This is a genomic window from Bryocella sp., from assembly GCF_058498515.1.
In genome coordinates, this window is record NZ_JBMHYI010000008.1 from 85,447 (window position 1) to 111,642 (window position 26,196).

Genomic DNA, 26,196 nt, shown 5'->3' on the forward strand with positions numbered 1-26,196 from the left:
GCATTGCTGGTTCTAGCTGAGGTTTGCGCCGTGGCCATGGGCCAGACGGTGACTTTTAGTGGGGTGCAGACTACGGTCGGCGCATCCGGGCTGAATTCTCCACTCGGAGTGGCGTTGGATGGTGGCGGGAACCTTTACATCGCTGACAGCGCCAACAACCGTGTGCTGAAGGAGATTCCTGGGCCGGGCGGGTATACGCAAAGTGTTATCGCGGACGGGTTGCTCGCGCCGACTGGCCTGGCCGTCGATTCGAGCGGAAACGTTTACATCGCCGATACTGGAAACAACCGCGTGGTGGTGGAGACGCTGGTGTCTGGTTCGTACACGCAAAGCGTCGTAGCTTCGGGGCTGAATGGTCCCCAGGGCGTTGCGGTCGATGCCTCGGGAAACCTCTATCTCTCCGACACCCAGAACAACCGCGTATTGAAGGAAGTTGTCTCGAGCGGTAACTATACGCAAAGCTCCATCGGCACTGGGTTCTCCAGGCCCGAGGGCATTGCAGTGGACGATTCGGGCAATGTCTACGTGGTTGACAACGGCACGGGGCACCTCTTCGAACTGACCCCGAGCGGCGGCTCTTATACGCAGAAAATCGTCTTCGCGGCGTTTACCTCCTATACCGGCCTCACGGCAGACGTGAACGGCAACCTCTACATGGCGAACGCGACCAATGGGACTGTACTCAGGCTCGTGCCTTCCACTTGCAACATTCTGACGCAGAGCTGTTTCACCGTAACGCTTGTCGGTACGGGAGGGTTGTCCAGCCCTTGGGGCGTCGCCGCGGATGGCACTGGCGACGTGTACGTCGGCGATGCGAATAACAACCGTGTGCTCGAATGGATGCCCGCGGCGACCTTTGGCCGGGTGGATGTCGGCGATGCCAGCCCGGCTATCTCGCTGCTGTTCACGTTCACCTCTTCCGGCGCCATCTCTGCCCCCTCCGTGCTGACGAAGGGGGTCGCCAACCTGGACTTTACGGATGCTGGCACGGGCACCTGCACCACCAATGGCGCAACGCATGTCTATGCCTCCGGCGCGGTCTGCTCCGTCGACGTTGTGATGAAGCCACGTGTGCCGGGGTCTCGTCAGGGCGCTGTTGTACTGAGCAGTTCCACGGGCACACGGCTGGCAACCGGATATCTGAACGGCACGGGTGTTGGACCGCAAGTGAGCTTTGCGCCGTTCGCGCAAAGTACGATTCCCTATACGCCAGTTGTCGGCGAATACGTAGTTGCGATGGCAGTTGACCCGGCCGGCAACATCTTCCTCGCCGACTCCGTAAGCGCCGCCAGCAGCGGAACCGTACTCGAAAAGCTCACGTGGAACGGAAACGGATATACCCAGTCGACGATTGACTCGGGGTTTACCTACATCGTGCAGATCGCTCTTGACGGTGCCGGCAACATCTTCCTTGCGGATGAGGCAGGGCAGACGGTGTGGGAAGAGAGCCCGAATGGTTCCGGGGGCTATACCCAAAGCATGCCATTTGGCGGCTTGGGTGTGATGAGCGGCGTGGCGGTTGATGCTTCAGGGAACGTCTATGTCTCGAGCGAACTGCTGGGTCTGCTGAAGTACACACCGAGTGGAAGTTCGTGGTCGCATACGGTCATTGCTCCGGGCGAGGCTCTTGGCGAAGTCGCTGTGGACTCCAATGGACGGATCTTCTCCGTCTCAACTGGCGCAAGTTATCTCTATGTGCCACAGACAAACGGTACATATAGCCAGACATCTATCGGGAGCGGATTCGGAGTGGCGGTGGATCTGACCGGCAATCTTTACACGCAGGAACCCTTCCACCCCTTTATCTGGGAGTACCCAGCAGGTTCTTACACGACTCCGACCGTGTTCTTTAACGGTAGCGGCGGCGGCTTCACGCTGGACGAGAGCGGCAACCTCTATTTTGTGCAACAACCTGGCGCGATCACCAAGCTCGATTTTGCCGATTCGCCAAACCTGGTGTTCGCTGCAACCTCCGTCGGCCACACGAGCTCCGATAGTCCCCAGACCGTGACGCTGACCAACGCGGGCAACGCGCCGCTGGTCTTCGAGGTCCCGTCTGCCGGTCAGAATCCGTTCATCACGACGAACTTCCTGCTGAACAGCAGCTCAGGTTCTGCCTGCCCGCTTCTGAACTCCTCGTCGTTCACCACCGCCACGCTGGCGGCCGGGGCCTCTTGCCAGCTGCCGATCAGCTATTCGCCCACGACTTCGACTCCCGCTTACGGCATGCTCTCCGTGACAGACGATGCGCTGAACGCTGCAGCCCCGAGCTATGCAACGCAGCAGATCTCGCTGGGAGTGGTTGGGAGCCAGGCGACGCCGGTTATCAGCTGGTTGCCCCCGAGCCCAATCGTCTATGGCACTCCTCTAGGCGGCGCTCAACTGAACGCAAGCTCTTCGGTTCCCGGCACGTTCACCTATGTGCCCGCTGCCGGGACTATTCCTGGTGTTGGCACGCAGACACTCTCGGTCACGCTCACGCCCACTGATACCGCGCAATATGGAACGGCGACGGCGACGACCTCGATCGTCGTGACGCAAGCCAAGCCTGTCCTTACATGGGCTCCCCAAAATCCGATCACCTACGGAACGGCACTGAGCGCGACGCAATTGAACGCGACTGCGTCGGTCGCAGGCATCTTCACTTACACGCCCGCGGTGGGGACTATTCTCGGGGCTGGTGCACAAACTCTGTCGGTCACTTTCACGCCTAACGACACAGCGGATTACAGTACGTCGACGGCGACGGTCACCCTCACGGTGAACAAAGCGACGCCGATTCTGACATGGCCCACCCCTGCCGCGATCAATTACGGGACACCACTCAGCTCGACGCAGCTTGATGCAAGCTCGCCGGTTGCAGGCACGTTTACCTACACGCCTGCGGCAGGAGCGGTTCTGAACGGCGGCAGCAACTATGTGTCGGTAAGCTTCACGCCGACGGACGCCACAGACTACAGTTCCACCTCAACCTACATTTACCTGACGGTGAACCGGGCGACTCCTGTCGTGACCTGGCCCACGCCCGCTGCCATCACCTACGGAACGTCGCTTACCAGCGCGCAATTGAACGCCACGGCCGACGTGCCGGGCAGCTTCACCTACATTCCTGGTACGGGCAACATCCCGATTGCAGGGCAAAACACCCTTACCGTCTACTTCTATCCCTCCTCGTCGCAGAACTATGTATCTCCTATCGCTCAGACCGTATCTCTAACGGTCAACCAGGCAACTCCCAAGATCACCTGGGCGCCCCCAGCTCCGATCACCTACGGGACTGCCCTGAGCGCAACACAACTCAATGCGACGGCTAGCGTGCCCGGGACGCTCGTGTACACGCCAGCCGCGGGGACAGTTCTGGCGACGGGAGCCTCGCCGCTGAGCGTTACTTTCATCCCTACCGATACCAGGGATTACGCAAGCACAAGCCAGACCGTCCCCCTCACAGTGACTAAGGCGACGCCGGCGATCACGTGGCCCGCGCCTGCGCCAATTACCTATGGCGGTCCGGTTACAGCCGCGCAGTTGAACGCTACGGCTCCAGTGCCCGGCACCTTCACCTATACCCCAACACTGGGCGCTGTACTGAGTGCTGGAAGTCAGCCCTTGTCGGTCACGTTTACGCCTGCGGACACAACCAACTATGTTGCCACCACCAGCTCAGCGGCACTGATAGTGAACAAGGCGCCTCTGGCCATCTCGGCAAACAGCTTCGCCCGAGTGTATGGCGCGGCTAATCCCACCTTCACCGGTGGTGTCAGCGGTGGGGTGAACGGAGACACCTTCGTTGAGACGTTCTCGACGACCGCCACACCCGCGAGCATCGTGGGCGGCTACCCCATCGTGCCGGCTGTCACTGGCGCGAATGCCGCCGACTATATCATCACGCCGACAAATGGAACGCTGACCGTCTCGCAGGCCGGCAGCAACACATCGCTCGCGCTCACCAACCAGAACCTCACCATGACGGCCACGGTAACCTCGCTGACCAGTGGGGTACCAACCGGGACCGTAGGTTTTTATGAGGGGCAGACTCTGGTCGGCACCGGCACAATCTCGAACGGTGTGGCTACCTATGCAGCGACCTCGTTTCCCGCAGGGAATGTCGTCGTTAGTGCGCAGTACAGCGGCGATGCCGATTTCACGCAGTCCTCCTCACCGCCGATCCTCTTCCTGGATGTCTCGCCTGCCAACACCTCGCTTAGCGTTTCACGCGGTTCGAGTGTGACGGATAACCTCAGCGTGTCGGTCGTGCCGGGTTACTCCGGTGCAGTGCAGTTCACGTGCACAGGATTGCCTGCTGAGACGAAGTGCACCTTCCAGCCTGCGTCGCTTACGTTCTCTGGGGCGACGAACACTGCGAACGTTGTGGTAACTATTGCCACGAACACCACCGCCAGTATCTCCGGACAAGCGTTCCCCTTTGAGCCGCGCAACCGAGTAGCGCTGGCAGCTGTGCTCTGGCTGCCAGGGATGCTCATCGCGGCAGGATGGAAGCGTAGGCGGCAATTGTCCGCGCGGCTCAACACGTTGGTGGTAATGCTCGTGTTCTGCTGCGCAGCTTCGTTGTTGGCGAGTTGCAGCGGTGGGACCGGTGGTTCTGGGGGATCTTCGGCCACGCAGACGCCAACCGGGGCCTATAAGGTGCAGGTTGTTGCTACAGGGACGGGTGGCCTCACCCAGAACGCAGACCTGCAGCTGACGGTGCAGTAACCCCGGCGCGTTTGCTTGCAAGGAAAACGGGGAGTATGGGGGCGGGGGATGGCTGTGCGCATTGCACCGCCATCCCCTCTGCACCGTTAATGGAGCATCTCTGTGAGTGGACTCTCTTGCGCCTTGCCGAGACGGACACCCAGTACGGACGCAACTGTAGGGGCAACCTGTAAGTTCGAGATCGAACCCAATTGCACCCCGCTACGGATGTGCGCACCGGAGGCGATGAACAATGCCTGCATGTCAGAATCCGTATTCAGGTAACCGTGCTGCCCCTCTGCCGGATGTGTCGTGATGACGGCACTGGCTCTGTCGTCGCTGAAGGCGTAATCGTGGTCGGCCGTCACGAAGAGCTGCGGAGCCTGTTCGGTATCTCGCTCCCGTGGAAGTCCGAGGGCAAGTTGCTCCTCATTGGTGTAGACGTGCGCGACTCCGGGGAGCGATGCAAGATAAGCTTTCAGCCTTGGTACGAGCACCGCTCGCTGCGTTGTATCGGGTATGAAGACATGGGCCGCGCCTCCTTCCGCCTTCACGAGTACGGAGCCCTTGTAGCGAGCGCCGTCGCGGTGCACCAGGCCCTGCTGCTCAAGACCGGTGTTGAGATGGATGGTGTGCGTGAAGCTTGCAAAGCCATGGTCGGAGACGAGGAAGAACGTCGTGCGATCGAGCAGGCCGGCGTTCCGTACTGCTTCCACAACCCGAGCAATGCAGGTGTCCGCATAGGCATATGCGGCATAAGCAGAAGGGGTCATCGGCGCGGCCATGTGTTGAATAGTGTCGGTCTGGAGAAGGTGCAACAGCAGCAGGTTCGGCTGGTGCTTCTCGATGATGTCCACTGCAGCTGAAGTCCAGATCTGGTCACGCCATGCGGGGCTGCTTCCGCGCCCGAAGTGGTCGACCTGATCTTTCGTAAGCGTGCCTTGAGCGACCAGCTCCTGAGCAATCGCGCCGGAAGGGTCCGGCTTCTCGCCGAAGTCCCACGTGACGCCCCTGGCACCGTAGATGGCCACCCAATCCACCTGCGCCGTGGTGAGGCCTTTCTCAGTGGCTGCTTCATATAGCGTGTGCGCATGTACCAGCTTGTCTTTGGCGATCCATGGAGCAATCTGCGGCTCGCTGTGATCGGCAGGAAACTCGATCAGGCCATTGGCCATGACGTGATGCTTGCTGGCGTCGACTCCCGTCACCATGGTGGTGTGGTTCGGCCAGGTCACGGTTGGATTGACCGGTTGCATGGCTACAGCGGTGGCCCCCTGCGCGGCCAGCGATCGTAGCGTGGGCATGGGCAGCATGGGATCTTGCAACGCCCGGGCAGGAAATCCATCCAGACTGATCACGACGACGTAAGGTTCTTTTTCTTTGCCCTTCGCGGGAGCCTGGGCTTCGATACCAGCGCAGATCGTCAGCGCTGCAAGTGCAAGTGCAGATACTCTCTTCAACTCAACTCATTTCTGCGGCAATGGATTTCGCCGCTATCAGGATGAAAAATGGGAGCCGCCGAAGCGGCTCCCCAGGGGAAATGCTGGTTTAGAACAGCAGCTTGAGGCCGAATTGAATCTGCCGAGGCAGGTTGTTCTGGGAGGTAATGGTTCCGAAGCCAGCGTCCGTGACACCGGTATCGGGATTGCCGAACTGTACGTGGTTGAACGCGTTGAAAGCTTCGGCGCGGAATTGCACGTTGAGCCGTTCGACTGCGTGGAATTCCTTGAACAGCGAAAGGTCCGTGTTCGCGAGGCCGGGGCCGCGCAGGTTGTCGTAGTAGCCAGGGCCGTTGCCAAGATGATAGGGCAAAGGTTGGCTGAAGTCCGCCTTGTTGAAGAACGCATTCAGCTTCTGGTGGATGTCGCCATGCAGTGTTGCGTTCTGCCCGTTGGTGTCGGCGCGGAGCGTTTGCACGTTGAAGCTCGAGAGGTTGTTGCTGGCGGAGATCTGCAGAGGATTGCCTCCCTGCAGCGTGGTGATGCCGTTGATCTGCCATCCGCCGAGGATGGCGTTTTCAAGGCCATTGAAGCTCTTGCCGAACTCACGGTCGCGACCGAAGGGAAGGTCATAGATATAGCTGGCGATGAAGCGCTGGCGGACGTCATACGAGGTCACGGCGTAGTCACCCATCGGGTTGAAGCTGTCCTGATGGTTGGTGCCGTTATCGTAGTTCTTCCCCCAGACATAGGAGCCTTCAAGCTGCAGGCCCTGGCTGAAGCGCTTGCTGAGGCGGACCTGCAGCGCGTCGTACTGGTTATTTCCACCCGCGAGAAACAGAGGCAGCATGCTGGTGTACTGCGAGTACCTCTTGAGCAGTTGCGCCACCGTCGTCATGGTCCCGTTGATAGCGCCACCGGTGGTGATCTGCCCGTAGTAGGGGTTTGGTACCGCTGTCTGCAGGTTCGCACCCTGGGCGAGAATCTGTGCGGCGGGTACCTGGTCGAAGTCGATACCACCCTCACGGCTCTGCTGCTGCTTGCGTCCGCGGTCTCCGACATAAGCGACGTCGAAGATCGTGTTGCCCGGCAGCTGTTGTTGCACGTCAAGCGAGTACTGCACGACATACGGCGTCGGCGTGTTCTGCAGGACGCCCTCAATCTGGCCACCAACGCCCGTCAGCAGGCCTGCCGCAGCTCCCGGAGGCGCCTGGAAGCCCTGCGGGAAGGGGTTGTCTAGCAGGCTGGTGCTCTGTGGGTGGATGCCGTCGTTGTTGACCGAGCTGATCCAGTTGTTTTGCACGCGGAATCCATACGGGCCGACGGTTCCTGCTGCGGCCTGCGCAGACGGACCATACACGATGGCTGCTCCGCCATGCACTACCGTCTGTTTCGCGGCCTGGTACGAGAAGCCAAATCGCGGAGCCAGGTTATTGGCGTCGATGTCGTACTGATGGCGGCCCTGTCCATTGACTCCGACGAAGACGAGCCCGCCCTCAAGCCCCGGCACGCTCGAAGCCAGGGGCGACGCGATCATAGGATTGAAGAAGTTCATGCGGTTATAGCGCTCGGTGCGTGGGACGTCGATGTCGTAGCGCAGGCCGAGATTGAGCGTGAGGCGGGTAAGGATGCGCCAGTCGTCCTGGAGATATCCGGCGAAGTAATAACTCTGCGTCGCAACATCCTTGTAGTGTTGGATCATGTCGCCGGTGCCCAGGCCGAGCAGCATGGTGGCCACACCATCGCCCTGTTTTGCCACCGCGTTGTTGGGCTGCTGGGTCCAGTTGGTGCCGAAGCTGAAGTTGCCCGAGCTGTCGGCGCTCTCATGATCATTAACGCGGATCAGGCGGCCGTCGAAGCCGAACTTGAACGTGTGCTGCCCATGGGTCCACGCCAGCGAGGAAAGCAGGCTGTAGGTCATGAAGGCGTTGTGACGGTTGCCGTTGTTGCCCAGTCCTGTATAAGCCTGCGGTGAGAAGACGGGAAACAGCGGTGTGCCGCCGAACTGGTTGATATCCGATGGCAGGCCGAGCGCAGTCTCGTCGAAGCCGAGGCTCTTGTTCAGGTAGTTATAGAGCGTGCGCGAGAAGCCCAGGCGCACATCGAAGATCATGTTCGATGTGGGTAAGAGCGTGTAGGCAGCAGTTACGCCACGGGAAAAGTCTTCACCGTCGATCAGGCCCTCCGCTACCGCTGTCTGTCCGGGCCAGAGGTTCTGTGGGTTCGATTCGTAGACGCGGTTGGAGTACCGGACGAAGAGCTTCTGGCGATCGCTGATGGTGTGATCTACCCGAGCATCCCAGGCGGTCGTCGCGGTGGGGCTGCCGCCCGTTGCGAAGAAGTTGTTGACGGTCGCTCCGGGAACGTTCGGCAGTGGGTAGAAGGTAAGCGCCTTCAGTGCCACGGGGTTCAGCATCGTGGAGGGAATGATGTTGTTCTGGAAGGACGTGCGAACATACTGCTGGCAAGGTGTCTGGCCGGCGACGGCGCACTGCGTCGTGAAGGGGTTATAGATCGTCTCGCCGGTCTGCGAAAAATCGCCGGTGCGCTCTGCAGCAGTAGGAACGGTATTGGTGATCTCGGTCGACTGGTTGGAGCGCAGCAGCTCGGTCGACACCATGAAGAAGGTACGGTTCTTAAAGATCGGACCGCTAAGCTCGCCACCGTACTGATTGCGGTGGAAGAGTGGAAGCGCCTGGTGGTGGAGATTCGCGAAGTAGGTGTTCGAGTCCAGCGCCGAGTTGCGAATGAACTCGAATGCCGTGCCGTGGAACTGGTTCGCTCCTGACTTGAAGACGACGTTTACGATGCCGTCGAGGGTCCGGCCATACTCCGCGGGAAAGTTCTGCGCGAGTACGTGGAACTCTCCGATGGCGTCGATCGACGGGAAGACGCCGATGCCGGCGTTGCCGTTCACGGTCGGGAAGCCCGCGGGCGTGCCATCGACCAGCGTGTCATGGTAGCCCTGACGACCACCGCTGATCGAAAAGCTGTTGGAGTTATAGTCGTCACCCGTGGAACCGGAGTAGCTCGGAATCAGCGCGAGAAGAGCAAACGGGTTTCGAGTGTTCAGCGGTAGCTCGCGCAGTTCCTTTCCGTTGACCTCGTCGCTCACCTGGGAGGAGACGGTGTCCAGTCCGGAGACATCAGCATTGACCACGATGACCTGGTCGAGTTGCCCGACCTGGAGCGTGACGTCCTGGTTCGCGTTTTGGTTCAGATCGAGGCGGATGTTGGTCTGGTCGTAGCCGCGGAAGCCATCCGCCTCCACGTGAAGCGCATACGTACCGGGCTGTAGGTCCAGCAGGGTGTACTCGCCTTGGTCGTTAGTCTTCTGGACCGCCCGGGAATTGGTGGCCGTGTTTGTGATGGTGATCGTCGCTGTGCGAATTGACCGGCCGCTGCTGTCGTGGATCGCACCGACCAGGCTGGCGCCGATTGACTGAGCCGATGCTGGGACACTCAGTGGCTGAAACGCCAGCAAGCCAGCCAGCAGTAGCGATGAAACCGTGCCTCGCAGGAGGATGCGCTGGGACCTGCGCTGTGGCTTTCGAACTTCCATGGATCTTCCTTTCGTCATCTGGTGAAAGAAGCACCGCACCCCGTACTACGTGGCGTGCGCAAGACATGCAGGACGGCTGCGAATGGAAGCTTGAGTTCCTTGGCTGACTGTCCACTGCCGACACTAGGGACGTGGTGAGCAGCGATCGCAGTGAATTCTCAGTGATTCATCTCCCGTCAACCAGAAGGCCTGGAACGTCAATGAGTTGAGCCGCGTCGATGAAATATCGCCATCCAGGTGAAACGGAGGTGATTTACGCGGTATTCACGAAAGCCACGTTCAATTCACCTTGATATGGCATGGATCGGCGACGGGATCACCAAACTGCATGCGTGAGAGGCACAGCGTGGAGGAAGTAGAGGAGACGGACCAGACCTGTGATCCCCGGTGGTTGCTGGTGGAGCGGATCCTTGCGACCCGAGACTTCCAGCGCTCCCCGCGTCTGTCGGAGTTCCTGCGTCACGTCTGTCAGCTGACCCTCGAAGGCCGCGAAGACACCATCAGCGAACAGTATTTGGGGACTGCTCTGTTCGGGCGTTCTCCCGACTACGACTCGACCTCGGACACGATCGTCCGTTCGCATGCCTTGCGGCTGCGCCGTCGCCTCGAGCATTACTTCCGACACGAGGGCAGATCGGAGCCGCTGACCCTGATCATTCCCAGGGGCGGCTACGTGCCAATCTTTGTTCCGGCGGCGGAGCTTCCGTCAGCAGATGCTCACGCGCTCGATCCGGCACCACCCCAGATCGGAACAGGGTCTCTTCCGGACGCCGGTGCTCATCCCGAGAAAGGCCTGACCGCACGCATCGAGGATCCCGCGTTGTTTGCGGCCCTTGCCTCTCCCGGCGTCCCTGCGGTCATGAGCCGCCACCGCACGGTGCTCACGCTGACGCTTTGTGTGCTGATCTCGCTGGCCGCCATGGTGGTATATCAATGGCGTGCCCTCGGTATATTGAGGGCGCACGAGTACCATGACCGGAATCATCCTCTGTGGAGTCGTCTCTTCAATGCGGGGGAGCCGACGCAGGTCGTGCTCGGCGACTCCGGGCTTGTGCTCTTTCATGCAGCCGCACGACGTTACGTAAGCCTCTCGGATTACGTGAACAACGACTTCAAGAAACAACTGCCGTATGTGGAGCATGTCGATCCGGACTTCGCACTCTTTCTTTCTGGCCGACGCTACACCTCGATTGTCGACGCGACAGGTGCGATCCGCTTGCTGCGCCTGCCGGAAGCTCGACCCGATCGCACGACGGTGCGGTTCAGCCGAGACATGCATCTGGACGATTTCAAGAACGGCAATCTTATCCTCGTTGGCGCTCAGGAGGCAGATCCGTGGGTTGAGTTGTTCGAGCACCAGATGGATTTTGTATTTTCGATCGACAATCCGGAAAAACAGGCGGTCTTCCTCAATAGAAATCCGCAGAAGGGAGAGCCGAAGTTCTATCGGCCGGAGGCCGACGGCCCGCGCCAGATCTACGCAGTCATCGCGTTTGTACCTAACCTTACCGGCACCGGAGAGGTGTTGCTGTTGGAAGGCATCAACATGGCGGGTACGGAATCGGCGGTCGACTTGACGATGGATGACCAACGGCTGTTGCCGATTCTGCGTGGCATGCGCCGGCCCGATGGGACCTTGCCTCACTTCGAGATGATGATTGCCGCCAACATCGTGAAAGACAGCCCTGCTCCGCCACAGGTCGTAGCTCTCCACATCCATCGCTGAATCGCCACAGCGAGATCAGGGCGAGGCCTTGCTTGCGTGGACGAAAAAAATCCCATCTGCCAGAGGGTTCCTGGTGTAGGAAATGAGTGCATAGCTCATTGATTTTATGAGTTAGCGGAACACCGATAGTGACGTTGCTTGTATCGCATCGTAGGTTTGGTGTTCGCGGCCATTTCTGCTGGTAGCTTAATCTGGAGTCTTCGCCTATTTCCCCGCCCAGCCGCCATCGACGTAGATAGCCTGACCTGTGACATAGGAGGCATCCTCGGAGGCAAGAAACGCGGCCACCCTCCCAATCTCTTCCGGTAGTCAGGGGCGTCCCAACGAGATTTGCGCCATGACGATGGGTAGCGTTTCGGGACTCTTCAGCACCCAGTTCGTCATGGGCGTATCGATCAGGCCAGGGTGGATGCAGTTGACTCGGATACCGTAGGGGCCATCTCGTCAGAGATATTGCGGGTCATGCCTTCCACGGCGAGCTTGCTGGGCGCGTAGTGCGTCCGGCCCGGAAGGATTCGCGCCGCTTGAATGGATCCGATATTAATGATGGATCCCTTGGCTCCATCCGCGATGAGCTCTCGCAGAAGCTCTGCGAGCCCATCCACTCGGACTTGAGGTTCATCGAGGTCACCCGGTCCCATTCCTCATCGGTCAATTCGGTGAAGGGAATAATGGTCTCGATCCCCGCGTTATTCACCAAGACTGACTCCTCCCGCCGTCCTCTGCCGATACCTCCACCGGCCTTGGAAGCTCTGAGGGCCTGGAAGGAAGTGACAGCTTACCGGACATCCGATGATTGGGTGTTCGCGTCGGACTTCCACTTCGGCAAGCTCCCGCGTTGGCCGGGAATCCTCTGGCGTAGGCATGTTGCCCCCGCGATCAAACGTGCAGGGATAACGAAGCCTAAGCTGGGATGGCACACTTGCGGCGTGCTTACGCTTCCATGCTCCTGAGCAGTGGAGCGAGCCACCGCATCAATGGAACTTCTATGTCATGCTGCCCCGGAGATGACGTTGGGCACGTACGCTCAGACTGTAGGGAGTGAGAAGAGGGACGCGGGGGAAAAGGTCGCCTTGCTTGTGATGGAAAGCAGGAAGGCCGCATAAAGGCTCGAAAGGCGCTTATCGTGCCCATCCTGTGCCCTTGCGGCTTTTGGGCTTCTTATCGTGCCCACGTCTTCGATCTAAATGCTTGATTTGAATGGTCGGGGCGATTGGATTCGAACCAACGACCCCCTGCTCCCGAAGCAGGTGCGCTACCAGGCTGCGCTACGCCCCGAACCCTGGCTATTGACATCGGTGATGAGGTGCAGACGCACCGGCGGGGAAAGCTCATGCCGTGCCCCTGCTGACCGACTGGATCAGTCTACCAGAACTTCAGCGTGGGCGTCCTGCCCGGAGGCGGCTGGCCAAGCGCGGCGAAGGTGGGCAGCAAGCGCCGGAACACGGATCTTCAGGTGGATTCGGGGAGCTTAGGATGATGCGTTCCGGAAGACTGAGCCGGATGGTGAATGTGCAAGGAGAGAGGGCGCGATCCTTGTGATCGCGCCCTCTCTTCTTTGCTAATTGGCTCGTTTATTGCTGAGGCGGAATGCTCGTTCTGGACGTTGGTGCCTTCGCCGATCTGCGGGTGCGGGGCGAGCGCATGCTGGTCGATGCGGTTCCGTAGGCCTGCCCGTGGCGCTTGATGGTCGACTCGTCGAAGACCTGGCTGTTGGTGTCGTTGAAGGTGGCGCCTGCCGGCACCAGCACGTCGTTGACGCTACGGCCGGAGGTATCGCCGACGCGGAGCTCGATGCGGGCGGGATCGATGCCTTTCTCATGCACCAGGTACTGGCGGGCGTTCATGGCGCGTTCGGCGGCGGCTGTCCCGGCCTCGTCCGCAGAGGTGTTGCCGATCATCACCAGCTTGGCGTCGGTGTGCTGCTGGAGGCTGAGGGCGACATCGTCCAGGCAGCCCTTGGCCTCGTTGTCCACACGCACCGGACGCTGCCGGTCGCGAGTGAAGGCGATGCTGCAGAGGTTCTGGGTCTGTGGGATCACCGGCACCGGCAGGGCATTGACCGTGACGCTGGTTGTCCCCGAGGCGGATTGCCCGAGGTCATCCACGGCACTGCAGCCGATGGTGATGAGCGTGGCGCCCAAGCCGGCGGTGTTGAGCGTGGCGGTGGTGCCGTTGCTGGTCACCTGGCCGGCGGAGGCCGTGTAGGAGTAGGTCAGCGGGCGGTTCTGGGGGCTGGTGCCTACAGTGCTGATCTGGACGCTGGTGCCGGAGATGACGGTGCTGGGGCTGGCCGAGCAGGTGACGGTCGGCGGCTCAAACGGCTTGACCGTGAAAGGAGCGGTGCAGGAGGCCTGTTCGTTGGCTCTGACGCCCTGGCTCACATGCCCGCTGACCGTGTACTGGCCGGGGGCAACGCCGGTGGTGTCGATGGTGGCGGTTTCGCCCTTGGAGGTAATGTTGCCGCCGTTGGCGGTCCAGGTGTAGTCGGCCTTGCGCTTGGGATTGAGGTAGAGGGTGCTGCCGGTGACCGTGATCGGGTCTCCGGGATGCACACTGACGGGATCCGCGGTGCAGCCCAGCATCACGGACTGCGTGGTCGCAGGTGCGCCGAAGCGGAAGACCAGGCCGCCGGAGAGATGCACGGCTTTCAGATCGCCCACGCCGCCAAAGCCCTGGTTATAGACCGCGGGGTGAGGGAAGTACGCGTGCGAATAGGTCATGTCCGCCTGGATGGGGCGGACAGCAAGGTGCTTGCCCCAGAAAGGCAGAACGATGTCGACGCCACCGCCGCCGGTCGCGCCCTCGCCCCACGTAATGGGTTGCGAGGCGGGGCCGTTCATGCGGACTCCGCCGAACAGCAGGTGGACATAGGGCACCACCGGGCCGAGCTGCCACCGGACGACCGGGCCAGCCTCCGCCGAGACGAAGTGGTTGTCGCACTGGGACTGGTTGCAATGGGGAGCATACGGCATGTGTTCCAGCGAGCCAGAGAAGTACAGACCCTGCACCTGCAAGCCCAGCCAGTGATTGAAGTAGCCGGTTACGCTCGCGGTCGCATTGGGGTTCGAGGTCGGGGTATAGGGAATCTGGTTCACCCCGCTGTCGAAGGGGCGCAGGTAGCCGTAGCCGCCGTAGATCTCCAGGCGGGTGTCCGGATACTCGGAGGCAGACTTGGGCGCCTGTGCATGCAGTACAGCGGGAGCCAGCGAAAGGCCGAAGGCAAGGGTGGTGAAAATCGTGCGACGCAGCATCAGGCTAAGGTCCCCCATAGGACGCAAGGTGGAATCGTATCAACGTTAGCGCGGATGTAACGAAAATGCGCGTGGAATCTATGGTTGCGGGCCATGGAAAGGTACCTGTGAGATGCCCGTCCTGGGACTGGGTTTGCCCCGCGGCGGCGCGGAACGTACAATCTAAGGGATGCTCAGGCTCTCGACACTCGGCGTGCGCTGTTGTGCTTCGGGGGCGTGTTGTCTCTCCGGTTGTTGTTGCGAGCGCTAGTTCGCCCTCCCGTAGCTGCCTGAGCCAGCACCCTTTGAGCTCGGCCCGATTTCCCCGCACACAACCTGACGCGCCGTAACCGGAGTTATTGTCTCCGGTTGCGACTGCACCGGAGGCCCATCGTGTACCCCACCGCTGCCGCTCCAATTGATGTCGAGAAGCTTCATCGCGAGCGGCTGAACCACCTTCAGGCTCTCGAGGCTGAGAGCCTGTACATCCTGCGCGAGGCCGTAGCCGAGTTTGCCCGGCCGGTGATGCTGTACTCCATCGGCAAGGACTCCAGCGTGATGCTGCGTCTGGCGCAGAAGGCGTTCTTCCCAGGCAAGATTCCGTTTCCGCTGCTCCACGTGGACACCAGCTACAAGTTCCCGGAGATGATTGCCTTCCGCGACCGCTACGCGAAGGAGATCGGCGCGGAGCTGATCGTCCACCGAAATGAAGCGGCGATTGCCGACGGCGCAAGCCCATGGAAGCTGGGCACGCAGAACTGCTGCGGCGCGCTGAAGACGCGCAGCCTGCTCGATGCGCTGGAGGAAGGCGGTTTCGATGCGGCCTTCGGAGGTGCTCGCCGCGATGAGGAGAAGTCCCGCGCGAAGGAGCGCGTGTACAGCTTCCGCGATGGCGCCGGCCAGTGGGATCCGAAGAACCAGCGGCCGGAGCTTTGGCAGTTGTATAACTCGCGCCTGCGCAAGGGTGAGTCGATCCGCGTGTTTCCGCTCAGCAACTGGACCGAGCTGGACATCTGGCTTTATCTCTACGCGGAGCAGATTCCGATTGTGCCGCTGTACTTTGCCGAGGAGCGCAACGTAGTCGTGCGCGGCAACACGCTGACGCTGGTCGATGAGACGACGCGCCTACTGTCGCACGAGAAAGTAGAGCGCCGTAAGGTCCGCATGCGCTCGCTGGGTTGCGCGCCCTGCACCGGCGCGATCGAGAGCGAAGCCGACACGCTGCCGCGCATCATCGAAGAGCTCATCACCTTCAAGCGATCGGAACGTGAGAACCGTGCCATCGATCACGACGAAGAAGGGTCGATGGAGATGAAGAAGCGCGAAGGGTACTTCTAGAGCTTCTCGCCGTCATCCTGAGCGGAGCGAAGGACCCCGAAATTAGTGAGTGCAACCTCATAGGACCCCAACCATGGCCACCATCACCACCGACCCTCACGAACTCGCCTTCCGCGCGTTTCTCGATGCCCACCTCGACCAGGAGCTGCTGCGCTTCACCACTGCCGGCTCGGTGGATGACGGTAAGTCGACGCTCATCGGCCGCCTGTTGCATGACACGCGCTCGGTGTATGAAGACCAGCTGGCTGCAGTGCGCGCGAGCCGCGTCAACCGTGCCGGCGAAGGCCGCGTCGACCTCTCGCTACTCACCGATGGCCTGCGTGCGGAGCGCGAGCAGGGCATCACCATCGATGTGGCCTATCGTTACTTCTCCACCGCGAAGCGCAAGTTCATCATTGCGGACACACCCGGCCACGAGCAGTACACGCGCAACATGGCGACGGGCGCTTCGACTGCGGATGTTGCGATCGTGCTGATCGACGCCGCAGCGTTCGTGAAGGCAGGAGGCCTGCTGCCGCAGTCGCGACGCCACACGAACATCGCGTCGCTGCTGCGCATTCCGCATGTCGTCGCGGCAGTAAACAAGATGGACCTCGTCGGCTACTCAGCGGAGGTTTTCGACCGCATCGCGGCTGAGTTCACGAAACTCGCCGCCGAGCTGCGACTGGAGAGCATCGAGCTGGTGCCTGTGAGCGCGCTGGCGGGGGACAACGTCGTCGATCGCACGGCGAATATGCCCTGGTACTCCGGCCCGACGCTGCTCGAGTATCTCGAGACTGTGCCTCTGCAGGTGCGGGACCCCGCGCAGGAACCACTGCGTTTTCCGGTGCAGCTTGTCGTTCGGCCTGATGCCAACTTTCGCGGCTTTGCAGGACGCATCGAGCGCGGCGAGATTCAGCCCGGACTCTCCGTACGTGCGTTGCCGTCGGGTCGTGTGACCAAAGTGAAGGCCATCGTCACGTATGACGGCGACCTGAAGCGTGCCGCAGCGCCGCGCTCCGTCACGGTCGAACTCGAGGATGAGATCGACTTATCGCGCGGAGAGATGCTGGTCGCGGAGAGTGAGACTGCACCGCTGGTTTCTACACGGCTGCGCGTGATGCTGGTGTGGATGCATGAGCAGCCGCTCGAGCCTGGCTCGCAGTATCTGCTGAAGCACACCACGCGCACGGTACGCGCAACGGTGCGGGCTATCCGCCATCGCATCGACGTCAATACCGGCGAGCGTATTGAGGCCGCAAAGCTGAACCTCAACGATATCGCCGAGGTGGAGCTTGAGACGAGCCTGCCGCTTTTCTTCGATCCTTACGCTGAGAGCCGCGCGATGGGCTCGCTAATCCTGATCGATCCTGTGAGTAACGCTACCGTGGGCGCCGCGATGATCATCGCGGCCTCAGATGCGTCTCCGACGGAGACGCATGAAGCCACGACGCGCCGCTTCGCTTTCGTCTTGCTGCAGGGAGACGCGGCCCGCGTGCTCACGTTACGCGATTCGCTGCTTGCGGCGGGCCGCAACGCAGTGATCGTCGATGATGCTGAGATCGACGCAGCGTCGCTGCCTGCCATCGCGCGCGCGCTGCAGCTCGCAGGAGTGATTGCCCTCTCGGCGCGAACAGACCTCGACGAAGCTGCGCTTACATCGCTGCGCCGCATCGCTGGGGATAGCTTCTTCACGGAAGAGAAGGCCGCGAGCGATTGGCTCGAAGCGGCGCAGTAGCAACAGGCTCAGAGAGGCATCATGATCGAGACATTGAACTTTGCGGAACAGGCCGAATCGCTCAGCGCGGATGCGCTTGTCGATGCTGTCGTGGAAGCGACGGGAGGTCGCGAGGTATGCCTAACCTCCAGCTTCCAGACCGAAGACATGGTGGTGCTGCATCTGCTTCGCCAGCGTCTGCCAGATGTGCCGGTGATCTTCCTCGAGACGGGCTATCACTTCGTGGACCTGATCGAGTATCGCGACCGCATCGTCCGCGAATGGGGCTTGAATCTGGTCAGCGCGTTGCCTCAGACGACGCTTGCCGAGCATGAGGCGAAGTTCGGCCTGCTGCATATCATCGATCCTGGCCAGTGCTGCGCGATCCGCAAGGTCGAGCCGCTGATGCGCTCGCTCGAGCCCTTCTCCTGGTGGTTCACCGGCCTGCGCCGTGAGCAATCTCCCACGCGCGCGAACCTGAAGAAGGTGGAAGACCACAAGCTGCCGACGGGCCGAATGATGAAGAAGGTGAGCGTGCTCGCCGACTGGAAGTGGGCCGATGTCGAGGCGTACGCGAGCGAGCACAACATTCCGCGGCTTGTTCTCTACGATCGCGGCTACACCTCCATCGGCTGCGAGCCATGCACGAAGATTCCCGAGGCCGGCGCCGATCCGCGCAGCGGCCGCTGGGGCGGCGCGAAGCTCGAGTGCGGCATCCATACCTTTAGCGAGAAAGCGTAAAGTGGGAGCAAGCGCGGGGCGCTTGCCGCTTTCGCGCGAAGGACCCGGCCATCATGCGCGAACGCCGCAACATCGTCGACCTCTGGAAGCGTGGCAGCGCTGCCGCGCTGGCTACGCTGGTACGCGTCGAAGGATCGAGCTACCGCCGCCCCGGAGCACGGCTGCTCATCGCGGCGAACGGAGAGTATGCGGGAGCGATTTCCGGCGGTTGCCTTGAGGCCGAGGTCATCCGCAAGGCGCAGTGGATGGTGAGCAGCGGCGCGCGCATCGAGCGCTACTCGACGCTCTTCGATGACACGGCGGACATCCCTTATGGTCTCGGCTGTGGCGGCACGGTCGATGTGTTGCTCGAGCCCGCGAACACGCTGGAGTTTGAGGCCTGCATGCAGGCCTTCGCCGCAACACTGGAGGGAGAGTCGCGGCGCATCGTCACGCAGCTGCCAGAGCGCGGCGCGGCCTTTGCTCGCTGCGTGTTGGATGCTCATGGAGGCACGCTCTTTCGCAGCGCGGATCGTATCGTCGATGCAGCTCAGCCGCTGTTTGACGAGACCCTGCTGCTTCCGCAGCGCCTTATCGTCTTCGGCGCCGGAGATGATACGAAGCCCCTCATCGGTATGGCGGAGATGCTGGGCTGGCGTACGGCGGTGATCGATAGCCGATCGCACTGGGCGCGCCTCGAACGCTTTCCGCAGGCGGAGTGCGTCGTCACCTCCCTCGATGACATACGCATCCAGCCGGAAGACGCGGTTGCCATCATGACGCACAGCTATGAGCAGGATCGCGAGTGGCTCGCGCGGGCGCTCACAGCACAGCCGTGCTATCTTGGCCTGCTGGGTGCACGGCACCGTAGCGCGTTGCTGGTGAAGGAAGCAGCAAGCGAACTGGGCTGGTCGCTGGAGCGGGCCTGTGCGGGACTCTTCGCTCCCGTCGGGCTGGATCTCGGAGGAGACGGCGCCGAAGCTATCGCGCTTGCCGTGATCGCAGAGATTCAGGCTTGCGTCCAGGGCAAGCTCGGCAAGTCTCGCCGTATGTCCGCGGAACTCGTCGAGGAGCAGATTGCGAATGGCCCGTCGACCCGGTATGTGCAGGCGCAGTGCGCGCTATGAGCGAGGGGCGCATCGCGGGCGTCGTGCTGGCAGCGGGGCTCTCGACGAGACTCGGCCGGCCCAAGCAGCTTGAGGTGCTGAACGGTGAAACGCTTGTGGAACGCACGGTGCGGATCGCGACAGCCGCTGGCCTATCGCCGGTGATTGCGGTGATCCTCAACGGAGAGCTGATCCCGAGTCTGCAGTCCCTGGGCGCGATGGTCCTCATCAATCGAAACGCGTATGAAGGACTCGCGTCATCGGTCCGTGTGGGTGTCCAGGCGGCCTCGCATTATGAACTCGATGGCCTCGTGCTGATGACTTGCGATCAGGTCGCGCTTACGGAGAAGCATCTGCGCGCGCTATGCGAGCGGGGGGATGAGGTGACGGGATCCCTGTATGCAGAGCGCGTCGGTGTGCCGGCGTACTTTCCGCGATCGAGCTTTGAAGCACTGCTGCGGCTTGAGGGAGACAAAGGGGCGCGCGATCTATTGCGCGGCGTGCGCAACATCGCATGCGAAGACCTCGCGCTCGATGTCGACACCGAGGAAGACCTCGAGCGAGCAAAGAAGTTCCTAGCCTCGCAACGAACTTAGCTCGCGAGCGAGCGCACAAACTCCTCCAGCAGATTCGCCGCGACGATGGAGCGATAGCGCGCCGTGGAGCGGATGTCGTCGATGGGCTTGGCTTCCGATGCGAGTGCAGCTCGTCCTGCTCGGACCGTGGTCTCGAGATCTTCGGGTTTGATTGACGCTCCGATAAGCGCGGTCTCGGTGAGATGGCAGCGCATGGGCTTGTCCGCGAGGGATGCGGCGCCGACGCGGATCTCGGCGATGGTTGCACCATCCATCCTTGCAACGCAGGCTACTGCGGTCTTCGAGATGGCCTGGGCATTGCGCGTGCCTACCTTGCGGATGTGCTGCTTCCATCCAGTGAACGTGCGCGGGACAGAGATGGTATGCAGCAGCTCGTCGGGACGCAGCGCGGTGCGCTTGTATCCGAGGTGAAACTCCGTGTAGGGCAAGGTCCGTGTGCCGACCGTGCTTACGAGTGAGACGGTTGCGCCATAGGCGAGCAGCGCTGGAGGGGTGTCCGCAGCAGGCGATGCATTGCAGATGTTGCCGCCCAGCGTGCCACGATTCTGATTCGCGACGGAGCCTGTCCATGAGGCCGATTTCACCAGCAAGGGAAGATCGTGCGCGATCACCTCGTTGCGGCGAATGTCGGTAAACGTGGTTCCCGCGCCGATGTGGATCGCATCGTCTTCAACACGGATGAAGCGCAGCTCGCGCAAGTGATGGATAGAGAGGAGCGACTTCGCGCCCAGACGGCCCACGCCGAGCGCGACCATCAACTCCGTGCCGCCTGCAATGGGCGTGTGCTTGCCGGGCTCAGCCGCGAGCTGCGCGAGCACGGCGTCCAGCGTCGGCGGCGCGGTGAGTTCGTATTGGGTAACGTCAGAGCGCATAAGAACAGGGGCCAGGATTAGGGTGTAGGGCTCAGGGACAACGCGTTTGCGGCTTTCTTTACCGATTCGAAGATGCGCATGTAGCCGGTGCAGCGGCAGAGGTTTCCGGCCAGGCCCTCCTGAATCTGCTCCATCGTTGGATTCGGATACTTGTCGAGCAGGTGATGCGTGGCGAGGATCATGCCCGGGGTGCAGATGCCGCACTGCGCTCCGCCGTTCTCGAAGAAGCATTGCTGAATAGGGTGAAGATGGCTTTCGTGCGCGACGCCTTCGATGGTGCAGATGGAAGCCCCGTTGGCTTGCAGCGCGGGCACGAGGCAGCTGTTCACGAGCTCGCCGTTGAGCAGCACGGCGCAGGCACCGCACTCGCCTTCGCCGCAGCCTTCCTTGGTTCCGGTCAGGTGCGCATCTTCGCGCAACACATCGAGGAGGCGCTTCATCGGAGCGAGATCGAGAGTCTTTGCTTCACCGTTGATTGTTAGCTGAACGACTGACATTTAGGCCGTGACCTCCGGGGTTTCGACTTCAGTGTCGAGATCGACCTCGGGTGCGAAGTCTTCGCTGCCACCATGCGGATGGCCAAGCGACGTGAAGCGCTCGAAGATGTCCTCAGGCAGCAAGGGGATTGCATGGAAGCTGACGCCGGTTGCATTCTCGATCGCGTTGAGGATCGCGGGTCCGGGGCCGTCCATGGGCAGCTCGCCGATGCCCTTGGCGCCGCCGGGGCCATGCACGCTGGGGACTTCTTCGAAGTGCACGTGGATCTCTGGAAGGTCCGCGCTCGTGGGCATGATGTAGTTCGTCATCTGGTTGTTGCGCAGATGACCATCCTGGTAGACGCACTTCTCGTACAGCGCGTAGCCGATGCCTTGCGCCACACCGCCTTCGATCTGGCCTTTCGCGAGCACCGGATGAAGTACGCGACCGACCTCCTGCAGCGCATCGAAGCGGACGCAGGTGGCCATGTAGGTGTTCATGTCGACCGCGACTTCGGCGACATACACAGCCCATGCGAAGCCGGGGTAGGCTTCGCCGCGATAGAGCACATCGTCCCAGAAGACGGGAGCTTGGGGTTCGTAGCGCACGGAGGTGCGGAGCGTCTCGTGCTCTGCGAAGTAACGTGCGATGGCTTCGAAGAAAGTAGCGCGGTCATGCGTTTCGGGCAGCGCAGCATAGGTACGAAGCGTGTCGAGGAGCTTGTTCGAGGCGCGCTCTACGAGCTTGCCGACGATCATTGCTGTACGGCTCGCGACGGTGGGGCCGGAGTTGGGCACGATGCTGGTGTCAATCTTGGCGAGATAGACATCGTCGTAGTCGATGCCAAGGGTGTGTGCGGCGACCTGGCTCAGGATGGTGTTCGTGCCTTGCCCGAACTCAGTAGACGAGACCAACACGGCAACGCGAGCGGGGGCATCCGCCGTTACGGGATCGACGCGCAGGACCACCTCGGAGTTGAGCCGGCGCTCGCCTGAGCCGGTGAAGCCTGCGCCGTGCAGGAAGCAGGCGAAGCCTACGCCACGCTTGATGGGCGACGTGCGGTTCTCTTCGGCGAAGCGCTGCAGCTTCTCGTGGTAGCCATGCTCGTTGAGCACGCGCGTGAGCATGGCATCCATGTCGAAGGGCTCATGGAGCTTCTGGCCGGTGACGGTGACATCGCCCTGGCGCAAGAAGTTTCGGCGGCGCAGTTCTTCTGGAGTGATGCCGACGGCCTTCGCGACGCGGTCCATGTGGCGCTCGATGCCGAAAAGCGCCTGTGGCGCACCGAAGCCGCGGAAGGCGCCGTGTGGTGGGATGTTGGTGGCCATGGCCTTCGAGCGAACGCGCAGGAAGGGCCAGCGATAGGGGCCAGGAGCGTGCAATGTCGCGCGAGAAAGAACTGTCGGTGAGAGCGTTGCGTAAGCGCCACCATCGAGCGCGACTTCGATCTCGCCGCCGAGCAGGATCCCGTCCTTCGAGACCGCGGTGCGATGCCGCGTGCGCGAGGGATGACGCTTGGTGGTTGCGGCCATGTCTTCGGCGCGGTCGTAGATGATCTTTACGGGATGACCGCACTTCATTGCGAGCAGCGCGGCGTGCGAGCCGATGACGGAGGGGAAGTCTTCCTTGCCGCCGAAGGCTCCGCCGGTCTCCACCTGAATGACGCGGCACTTGTCTTCGGAAAGGTTGAACACGAGCGTGAGTGCGTGCACGAGGTAGTACGGGCACTGCATGGAGCCTTGCACGCACAGGCTTTCGATGTTGCCGGCGTCATCGCGAAAGCACTCGGCGATGACGCCATTGTTCTCGATGTAAAGCTGCTCCTGCGCGCCGGTCGAGTACTCGCCGTCGACGATGAAGGCTGCTTCCTCAAAGGCTCTCGCGAGACCTTCTTCAGTCTCTTTCGCGTCGCCAGAGTAGAGCTGATACTGGCGAAAGCAGTTGAGGGTTCCGTAGGCCGCGGAACCCGCAGCTTCGGATGGCTCCCAGATGATGCGTTCGGCGTCGCCGTTCGCGACTGCGGCTTCGCTCTCCTCAATGGTGAAGACGCCGGGCAGAGGATCGTACTCGATCCGGATCGCTTCCTTTGCCTTGAGCAGCGCGATCTTGCTGGGATGCGCGAGGAGCAGGATGGGCTCTTCGGCATGATTCACCGCGCCGTCGGCGAGACACGGATGATCCTTGGTGAGATGAACGATGACGTTCTCGCCGGGGATATCGGAGGCGCGAACGATAGCGTATTCGCTCCAGTTGACCGCATCGGTGAAGGTGATGGAACGGATGCGACCGCGCGCGATGGTGCTGCGCACGGTGGCTCCGTGCCACATGCCGGGCAGCTCGATATCGTCGATGTACTGCGCAGCACCGAGCACCTTCGCGCGGCCCTCCTTGCGGAGGGGAGAAGCGCCGATAAGGCTGGATGTGTCAGGCATCAGATTCACTCGCCGTGTGGATTCGAGTATCCGATGAGAATAGTACGAAACAGGACCGCGGCGCTATGGTCAGTATGAGACTGGCCCATGATTGGATGGCGCCAGGTGAAAAATGCGAGGAGGCGAACGATGCGCAGACTGTGGGTTTTGCTGGTATTGATGGCCCTGTGTTTTGGCTCGATGCGCGCGGAGTTCACTCCGCCGAAGCAGGTCGCGCCGGGCGTTTGGTTTCTTGAAGGCGACCCGCACAAGGGCTATGCGAACACCGTCGTCATCGAGATGCAGCACTATCTGATTGTGGTGGATGGAAGCTATCCCGGCCGCGTCGACGAGCTGTTGCAGGAGATCCCGAAGCTTTCGTCCAAGCCGATCAAGTACGCTTTCATGACGCACCATCATGGAGATCACGCGTACGGTAACGCCCTGTGGACGAAGGCCGGCGTCATCACGCTCGCTACGGCGGGCGTGCGCGAGGAGATGAATCGCTATGAGCCCGAACGTTGGCGTACGGCCAAGCCTAAACGGGACGACATGCGCGACCTGCCGTACGACGATGTTGAGCGGCCGAAGCAGACGTTTCGCGGCGGGAAGTTTGTGCTCAAGGACGGCACGCGAGAGGTGGACTTCCTCTACCTCGGCTGGGGGCACACGCGCGGAGACGGTTACGTGTGGCTACCGAGGGAACACATCCTCTGCACGGGCGATGCGGTAGTGAATGGCCCACGCAACAAGCTGTGGGACGCGGACCTCGCCAACTGGCCGCGCGTGATCGCGAAGGCCGAAGCGCTACAACCGAAACTTGTCCTGCCGGGCCACGGTCAGCCCGGCGGCGTGGAGATGATGGAGGGCCAGGCGCGGTTCCTGCGGGATCTCCGTGTGGCCTGCGCAGAGGATGTGCGTCGAGGGCTGACCATCGAGCAGGCCACAAAGGCGCTCAAGCTCCCGCAGGAGGACGCGAACTGGATCCGTGATGATATGACGCAGGATATCCAGATCGAGTACTCGGAGATCAGGGCAGGGAAGCCGGCGGGCTCATTGCCGCACGTATGGCAGTAGGAGCGGCTGTGCGCCTCGCGCTCGTGGCTACTTGCCTTTGGCGGCCAGCTTGGTCTGAATCAACTCGGCGAGGTGGCCGATGTTGTGGATGGACTCCAGCTCGGCGGTGTGGAACTTCACACCGAACTTCGTCTCCACGGCGACGATCAGGTTGATGTGGTTGAACGAGTCCCACTCGGGAACCTCGGCGGCCGTTAGTGTCGGGGTGGCGACGAGGTTTTCGTCGTCGAAGAGGTCGCGAAGGATGGTCGTGAGCTGATCGTAGATGGCTTGCTGCTGCATGAATCCTCAGAGGGGATTATAGCGAGCGTCGGCGCCGGCTCTATCTTCTTGTTAATCAGGCAGAGGTTCTCCAGCCAGGGTTCCATGTGATGCCTCGATTCCTGCGAGCCCGGCTTTCTTCAGGCGCTCGACTGTAGCACGCTCCAGTCCGTGTGAAAAGGCCGGGGCGAAAACAAGATTGAGGTCAGAAGTGCCGGAGCTTCGGCCTCGGGGCTTCTGTCTCTGGGAGCGGCTGCGGCTCACCCGGTTTTGCGACGAACGGGCGGTCGATATTGCGCTCGATGGACCGGCTTACAAGGTCGCGCGACCCCAGGCCGATAGCAAGGGCCAGCGTCAGCACGATGCCTCCAAATAAGATGCCGAAGGCGAGCTCCACGATGTGCCCGCCGACCTGCAGGTGGTCCAGCGCCATCGCCCCGGCCAGCACCAGGACCAGCCACTTCACGCCCAGCGAGAGGAAACGAGCGTACTGCATCTGCGCATTCACTGCGCCGATGAGGACCGAGCGGGCGAGGAACCGCGCCAGGATCGATCCTGCCAGCACGATGAGCACGGCGCCCGTGATGTGCGTGACATACGGCAGAAGGAAGATGGAGATGGTGGAGTTGGCGGAGTAGGAGGCATCGAAGGCCGACAGACCTACGGCGACGCCGATCAGCACGCATCCCCAGAAGACCGAGCGCGCCGCCAGCAGCGTGGGGGAGTGCGAGGGCGACCAGTCCGCGACCGAGGCGGTTGTGTTGTTTGGCTGCCGGGAGGCCAGCCGTTCGTCGAACCGCAGCGCGACCAGGAGGCGGCGCAGCAGCACGCTCAGTCCCCAGCCCAGCAGCGTGAAGAAAAACACCGCCAGCAGGAACGCGACGATGCCCGGCAGAAAGTTGGCCAGCACCAGCACGACGCGATGCATCGACTGGCGGAGCGCGGAGCTGATTTGCTGTCCCATGAAGGTTCCTCTCTTTCCGATTCGCT

At 61.6% G+C, this 26,196-nt stretch carries 16 protein-coding genes, 1 tRNA gene and 1 pseudogene; 8 read left to right on the forward strand and 10 right to left on the reverse strand.

Annotated features, from left to right (window positions below; translation table 11 throughout):
• The first annotated feature begins 36 nt into the window (after nt 1-36).
• Entirely contained in the window at nt 37-4,713 is a 4,677-nt protein-coding gene (locus AC5E6W_RS02385; protein ID WP_491750682.1) for an Ig-like domain repeat protein, read from the forward strand.
• An 86-nt stretch (nt 4,714-4,799) separates the two neighbouring features.
• Here AC5E6W_RS02385 and AC5E6W_RS02390 read toward each other — a convergent pair whose 3' ends face one another.
• Nucleotides 4,800-6,152: an alkaline phosphatase family protein gene (locus AC5E6W_RS02390; protein ID WP_491750656.1), complete on the reverse strand. Its 1,353-nt coding sequence runs from the start codon at nt 6,150-6,152 to the stop codon at nt 4,800-4,802.
• Nucleotides 6,153-6,240: 88 nt separating this feature from the next.
• Nucleotides 6,241-9,693, reverse strand: coding sequence for a TonB-dependent receptor (locus AC5E6W_RS02395; RefSeq protein ID WP_491750657.1), 3,453 nt, complete (start codon nt 9,691-9,693; stop codon nt 6,241-6,243).
• A 391-nt stretch (nt 9,694-10,084) separates the two neighbouring features.
• Here AC5E6W_RS02395 and AC5E6W_RS02400 point away from each other — a divergent pair, with 391 nt between their 5' ends.
• Nucleotides 10,085-11,419 (forward strand): hypothetical protein, encoded by a 1,335-nt coding sequence (locus AC5E6W_RS02400; protein ID WP_491750658.1) that lies wholly within the window; start codon nt 10,085-10,087, stop codon nt 11,417-11,419.
• A 204-nt stretch (nt 11,420-11,623) separates the two neighbouring features.
• Here AC5E6W_RS02400 and AC5E6W_RS02405 read toward each other — a convergent pair.
• The 3 genes and pseudogenes from AC5E6W_RS02405 to AC5E6W_RS02415 all read right to left on the reverse strand — a co-directional run bounded on the left by AC5E6W_RS02405 (nt 11,624) and on the right by AC5E6W_RS02415 (nt 14,673).
• Nucleotides 11,624-12,060 (reverse strand): annotated as a pseudogene (locus AC5E6W_RS02405) (SDR family NAD(P)-dependent oxidoreductase).
• A 560-nt stretch (nt 12,061-12,620) separates the two neighbouring features.
• Nucleotides 12,621-12,697 (reverse strand) — tRNA-Pro (locus AC5E6W_RS02410).
• A 296-nt stretch (nt 12,698-12,993) separates the two neighbouring features.
• Nucleotides 12,994-14,673, reverse strand: coding sequence for an OmpA family protein (locus AC5E6W_RS02415; RefSeq protein WP_491750659.1), 1,680 nt, complete (start codon nt 14,671-14,673; stop codon nt 12,994-12,996).
• Nucleotides 14,674-15,045: 372 nt separating this feature from the next.
• Here AC5E6W_RS02415 and cysD point away from each other — a divergent pair, with 372 nt between their 5' ends.
• The 5 genes from cysD (at nt 15,046) to AC5E6W_RS02440 (ending at nt 20,108) form a co-directional block, all read left to right on the forward strand.
• Nucleotides 15,046-15,990 (forward strand): sulfate adenylyltransferase subunit CysD, encoded by a 945-nt coding sequence (gene cysD, locus AC5E6W_RS02420; protein WP_491750660.1) that lies wholly within the window; start codon nt 15,046-15,048, stop codon nt 15,988-15,990.
• 73 nt (nt 15,991-16,063) lie between these two features.
• Nucleotides 16,064-17,707: a sulfate adenylyltransferase subunit CysN gene (gene cysN / locus AC5E6W_RS02425; RefSeq protein ID WP_491750661.1), complete on the forward strand. Its 1,644-nt coding sequence runs from the start codon at nt 16,064-16,066 to the stop codon at nt 17,705-17,707.
• Nucleotides 17,708-17,728: 21 nt separating this feature from the next.
• Nucleotides 17,729-18,427 carry a phosphoadenylyl-sulfate reductase gene (locus tag AC5E6W_RS02430; protein ID WP_491750662.1) on the forward strand — a complete coding sequence of 233 codons (699 nt, stop codon included), beginning with the start codon at nt 17,729-17,731 and terminating at the stop codon, nt 18,425-18,427.
• Between the two features lie 53 nt (nt 18,428-18,480).
• A complete protein-coding gene (locus AC5E6W_RS02435) occupies nt 18,481-19,533 on the forward strand; it encodes an XdhC family protein (RefSeq protein WP_491750663.1) in 1,053 nt (350 codons plus the stop codon).
• On the forward strand, nt 19,530-20,108 hold the full coding sequence (locus AC5E6W_RS02440) for a nucleotidyltransferase family protein (RefSeq protein ID WP_491750664.1): 579 nt from the start codon (nt 19,530-19,532) through the stop codon (nt 20,106-20,108). Before AC5E6W_RS02435 ends, AC5E6W_RS02440 begins: the two co-directional genes overlap by 4 nt.
• On the opposite strand, the gene AC5E6W_RS02445 is transcribed toward AC5E6W_RS02440, so the two are convergent.
• Genes AC5E6W_RS02445 through AC5E6W_RS02455 form a run of 3 tightly spaced genes read right to left on the reverse strand, consistent with a single transcriptional unit; the run spans nt 20,105 to nt 23,889 of the window.
• Nucleotides 20,105-20,980 (reverse strand): FAD binding domain-containing protein, encoded by an 876-nt coding sequence (locus tag AC5E6W_RS02445; RefSeq protein ID WP_491750665.1) that lies wholly within the window; start codon nt 20,978-20,980, stop codon nt 20,105-20,107. The two genes, AC5E6W_RS02440 and AC5E6W_RS02445, sit on opposite strands and share 4 nt — an antisense overlap.
• Nucleotides 20,981-20,997: 17 nt before the next feature.
• On the reverse strand, nt 20,998-21,477 hold the full coding sequence (locus tag AC5E6W_RS02450) for a (2Fe-2S)-binding protein (protein WP_491750666.1): 480 nt from the start codon (nt 21,475-21,477) through the stop codon (nt 20,998-21,000).
• The gene (locus AC5E6W_RS02455; RefSeq protein ID WP_491750667.1) at nt 21,478-23,889 is read right to left on the reverse strand and encodes a xanthine dehydrogenase family protein molybdopterin-binding subunit; all 2,412 of its coding nucleotides are present in this window, start codon (nt 23,887-23,889) and stop codon (nt 21,478-21,480) included.
• Nucleotides 23,890-24,018: 129 nt separating this feature from the next.
• Here AC5E6W_RS02455 and AC5E6W_RS02460 point away from each other — a divergent pair, with 129 nt between their 5' ends.
• Nucleotides 24,019-24,945, forward strand: coding sequence for an MBL fold metallo-hydrolase (locus AC5E6W_RS02460; protein WP_491750668.1), 927 nt, complete (start codon nt 24,019-24,021; stop codon nt 24,943-24,945).
• A 27-nt stretch (nt 24,946-24,972) separates the two neighbouring features.
• Here the strand turns inward: AC5E6W_RS02460 and AC5E6W_RS02465 are convergent, their stop codons facing one another.
• A complete protein-coding gene (locus AC5E6W_RS02465; protein ID WP_491750669.1) occupies nt 24,973-25,227 on the reverse strand; it encodes an acyl carrier protein in 255 nt (84 codons plus the stop codon).
• A 184-nt stretch (nt 25,228-25,411) separates the two neighbouring features.
• Nucleotides 25,412-26,170: a hypothetical protein gene (locus AC5E6W_RS02470; RefSeq protein WP_491750670.1), complete on the reverse strand. Its 759-nt coding sequence runs from the start codon at nt 26,168-26,170 to the stop codon at nt 25,412-25,414.
• Between the last annotated feature and the right edge of the window lie 26 nt (nt 26,171-26,196).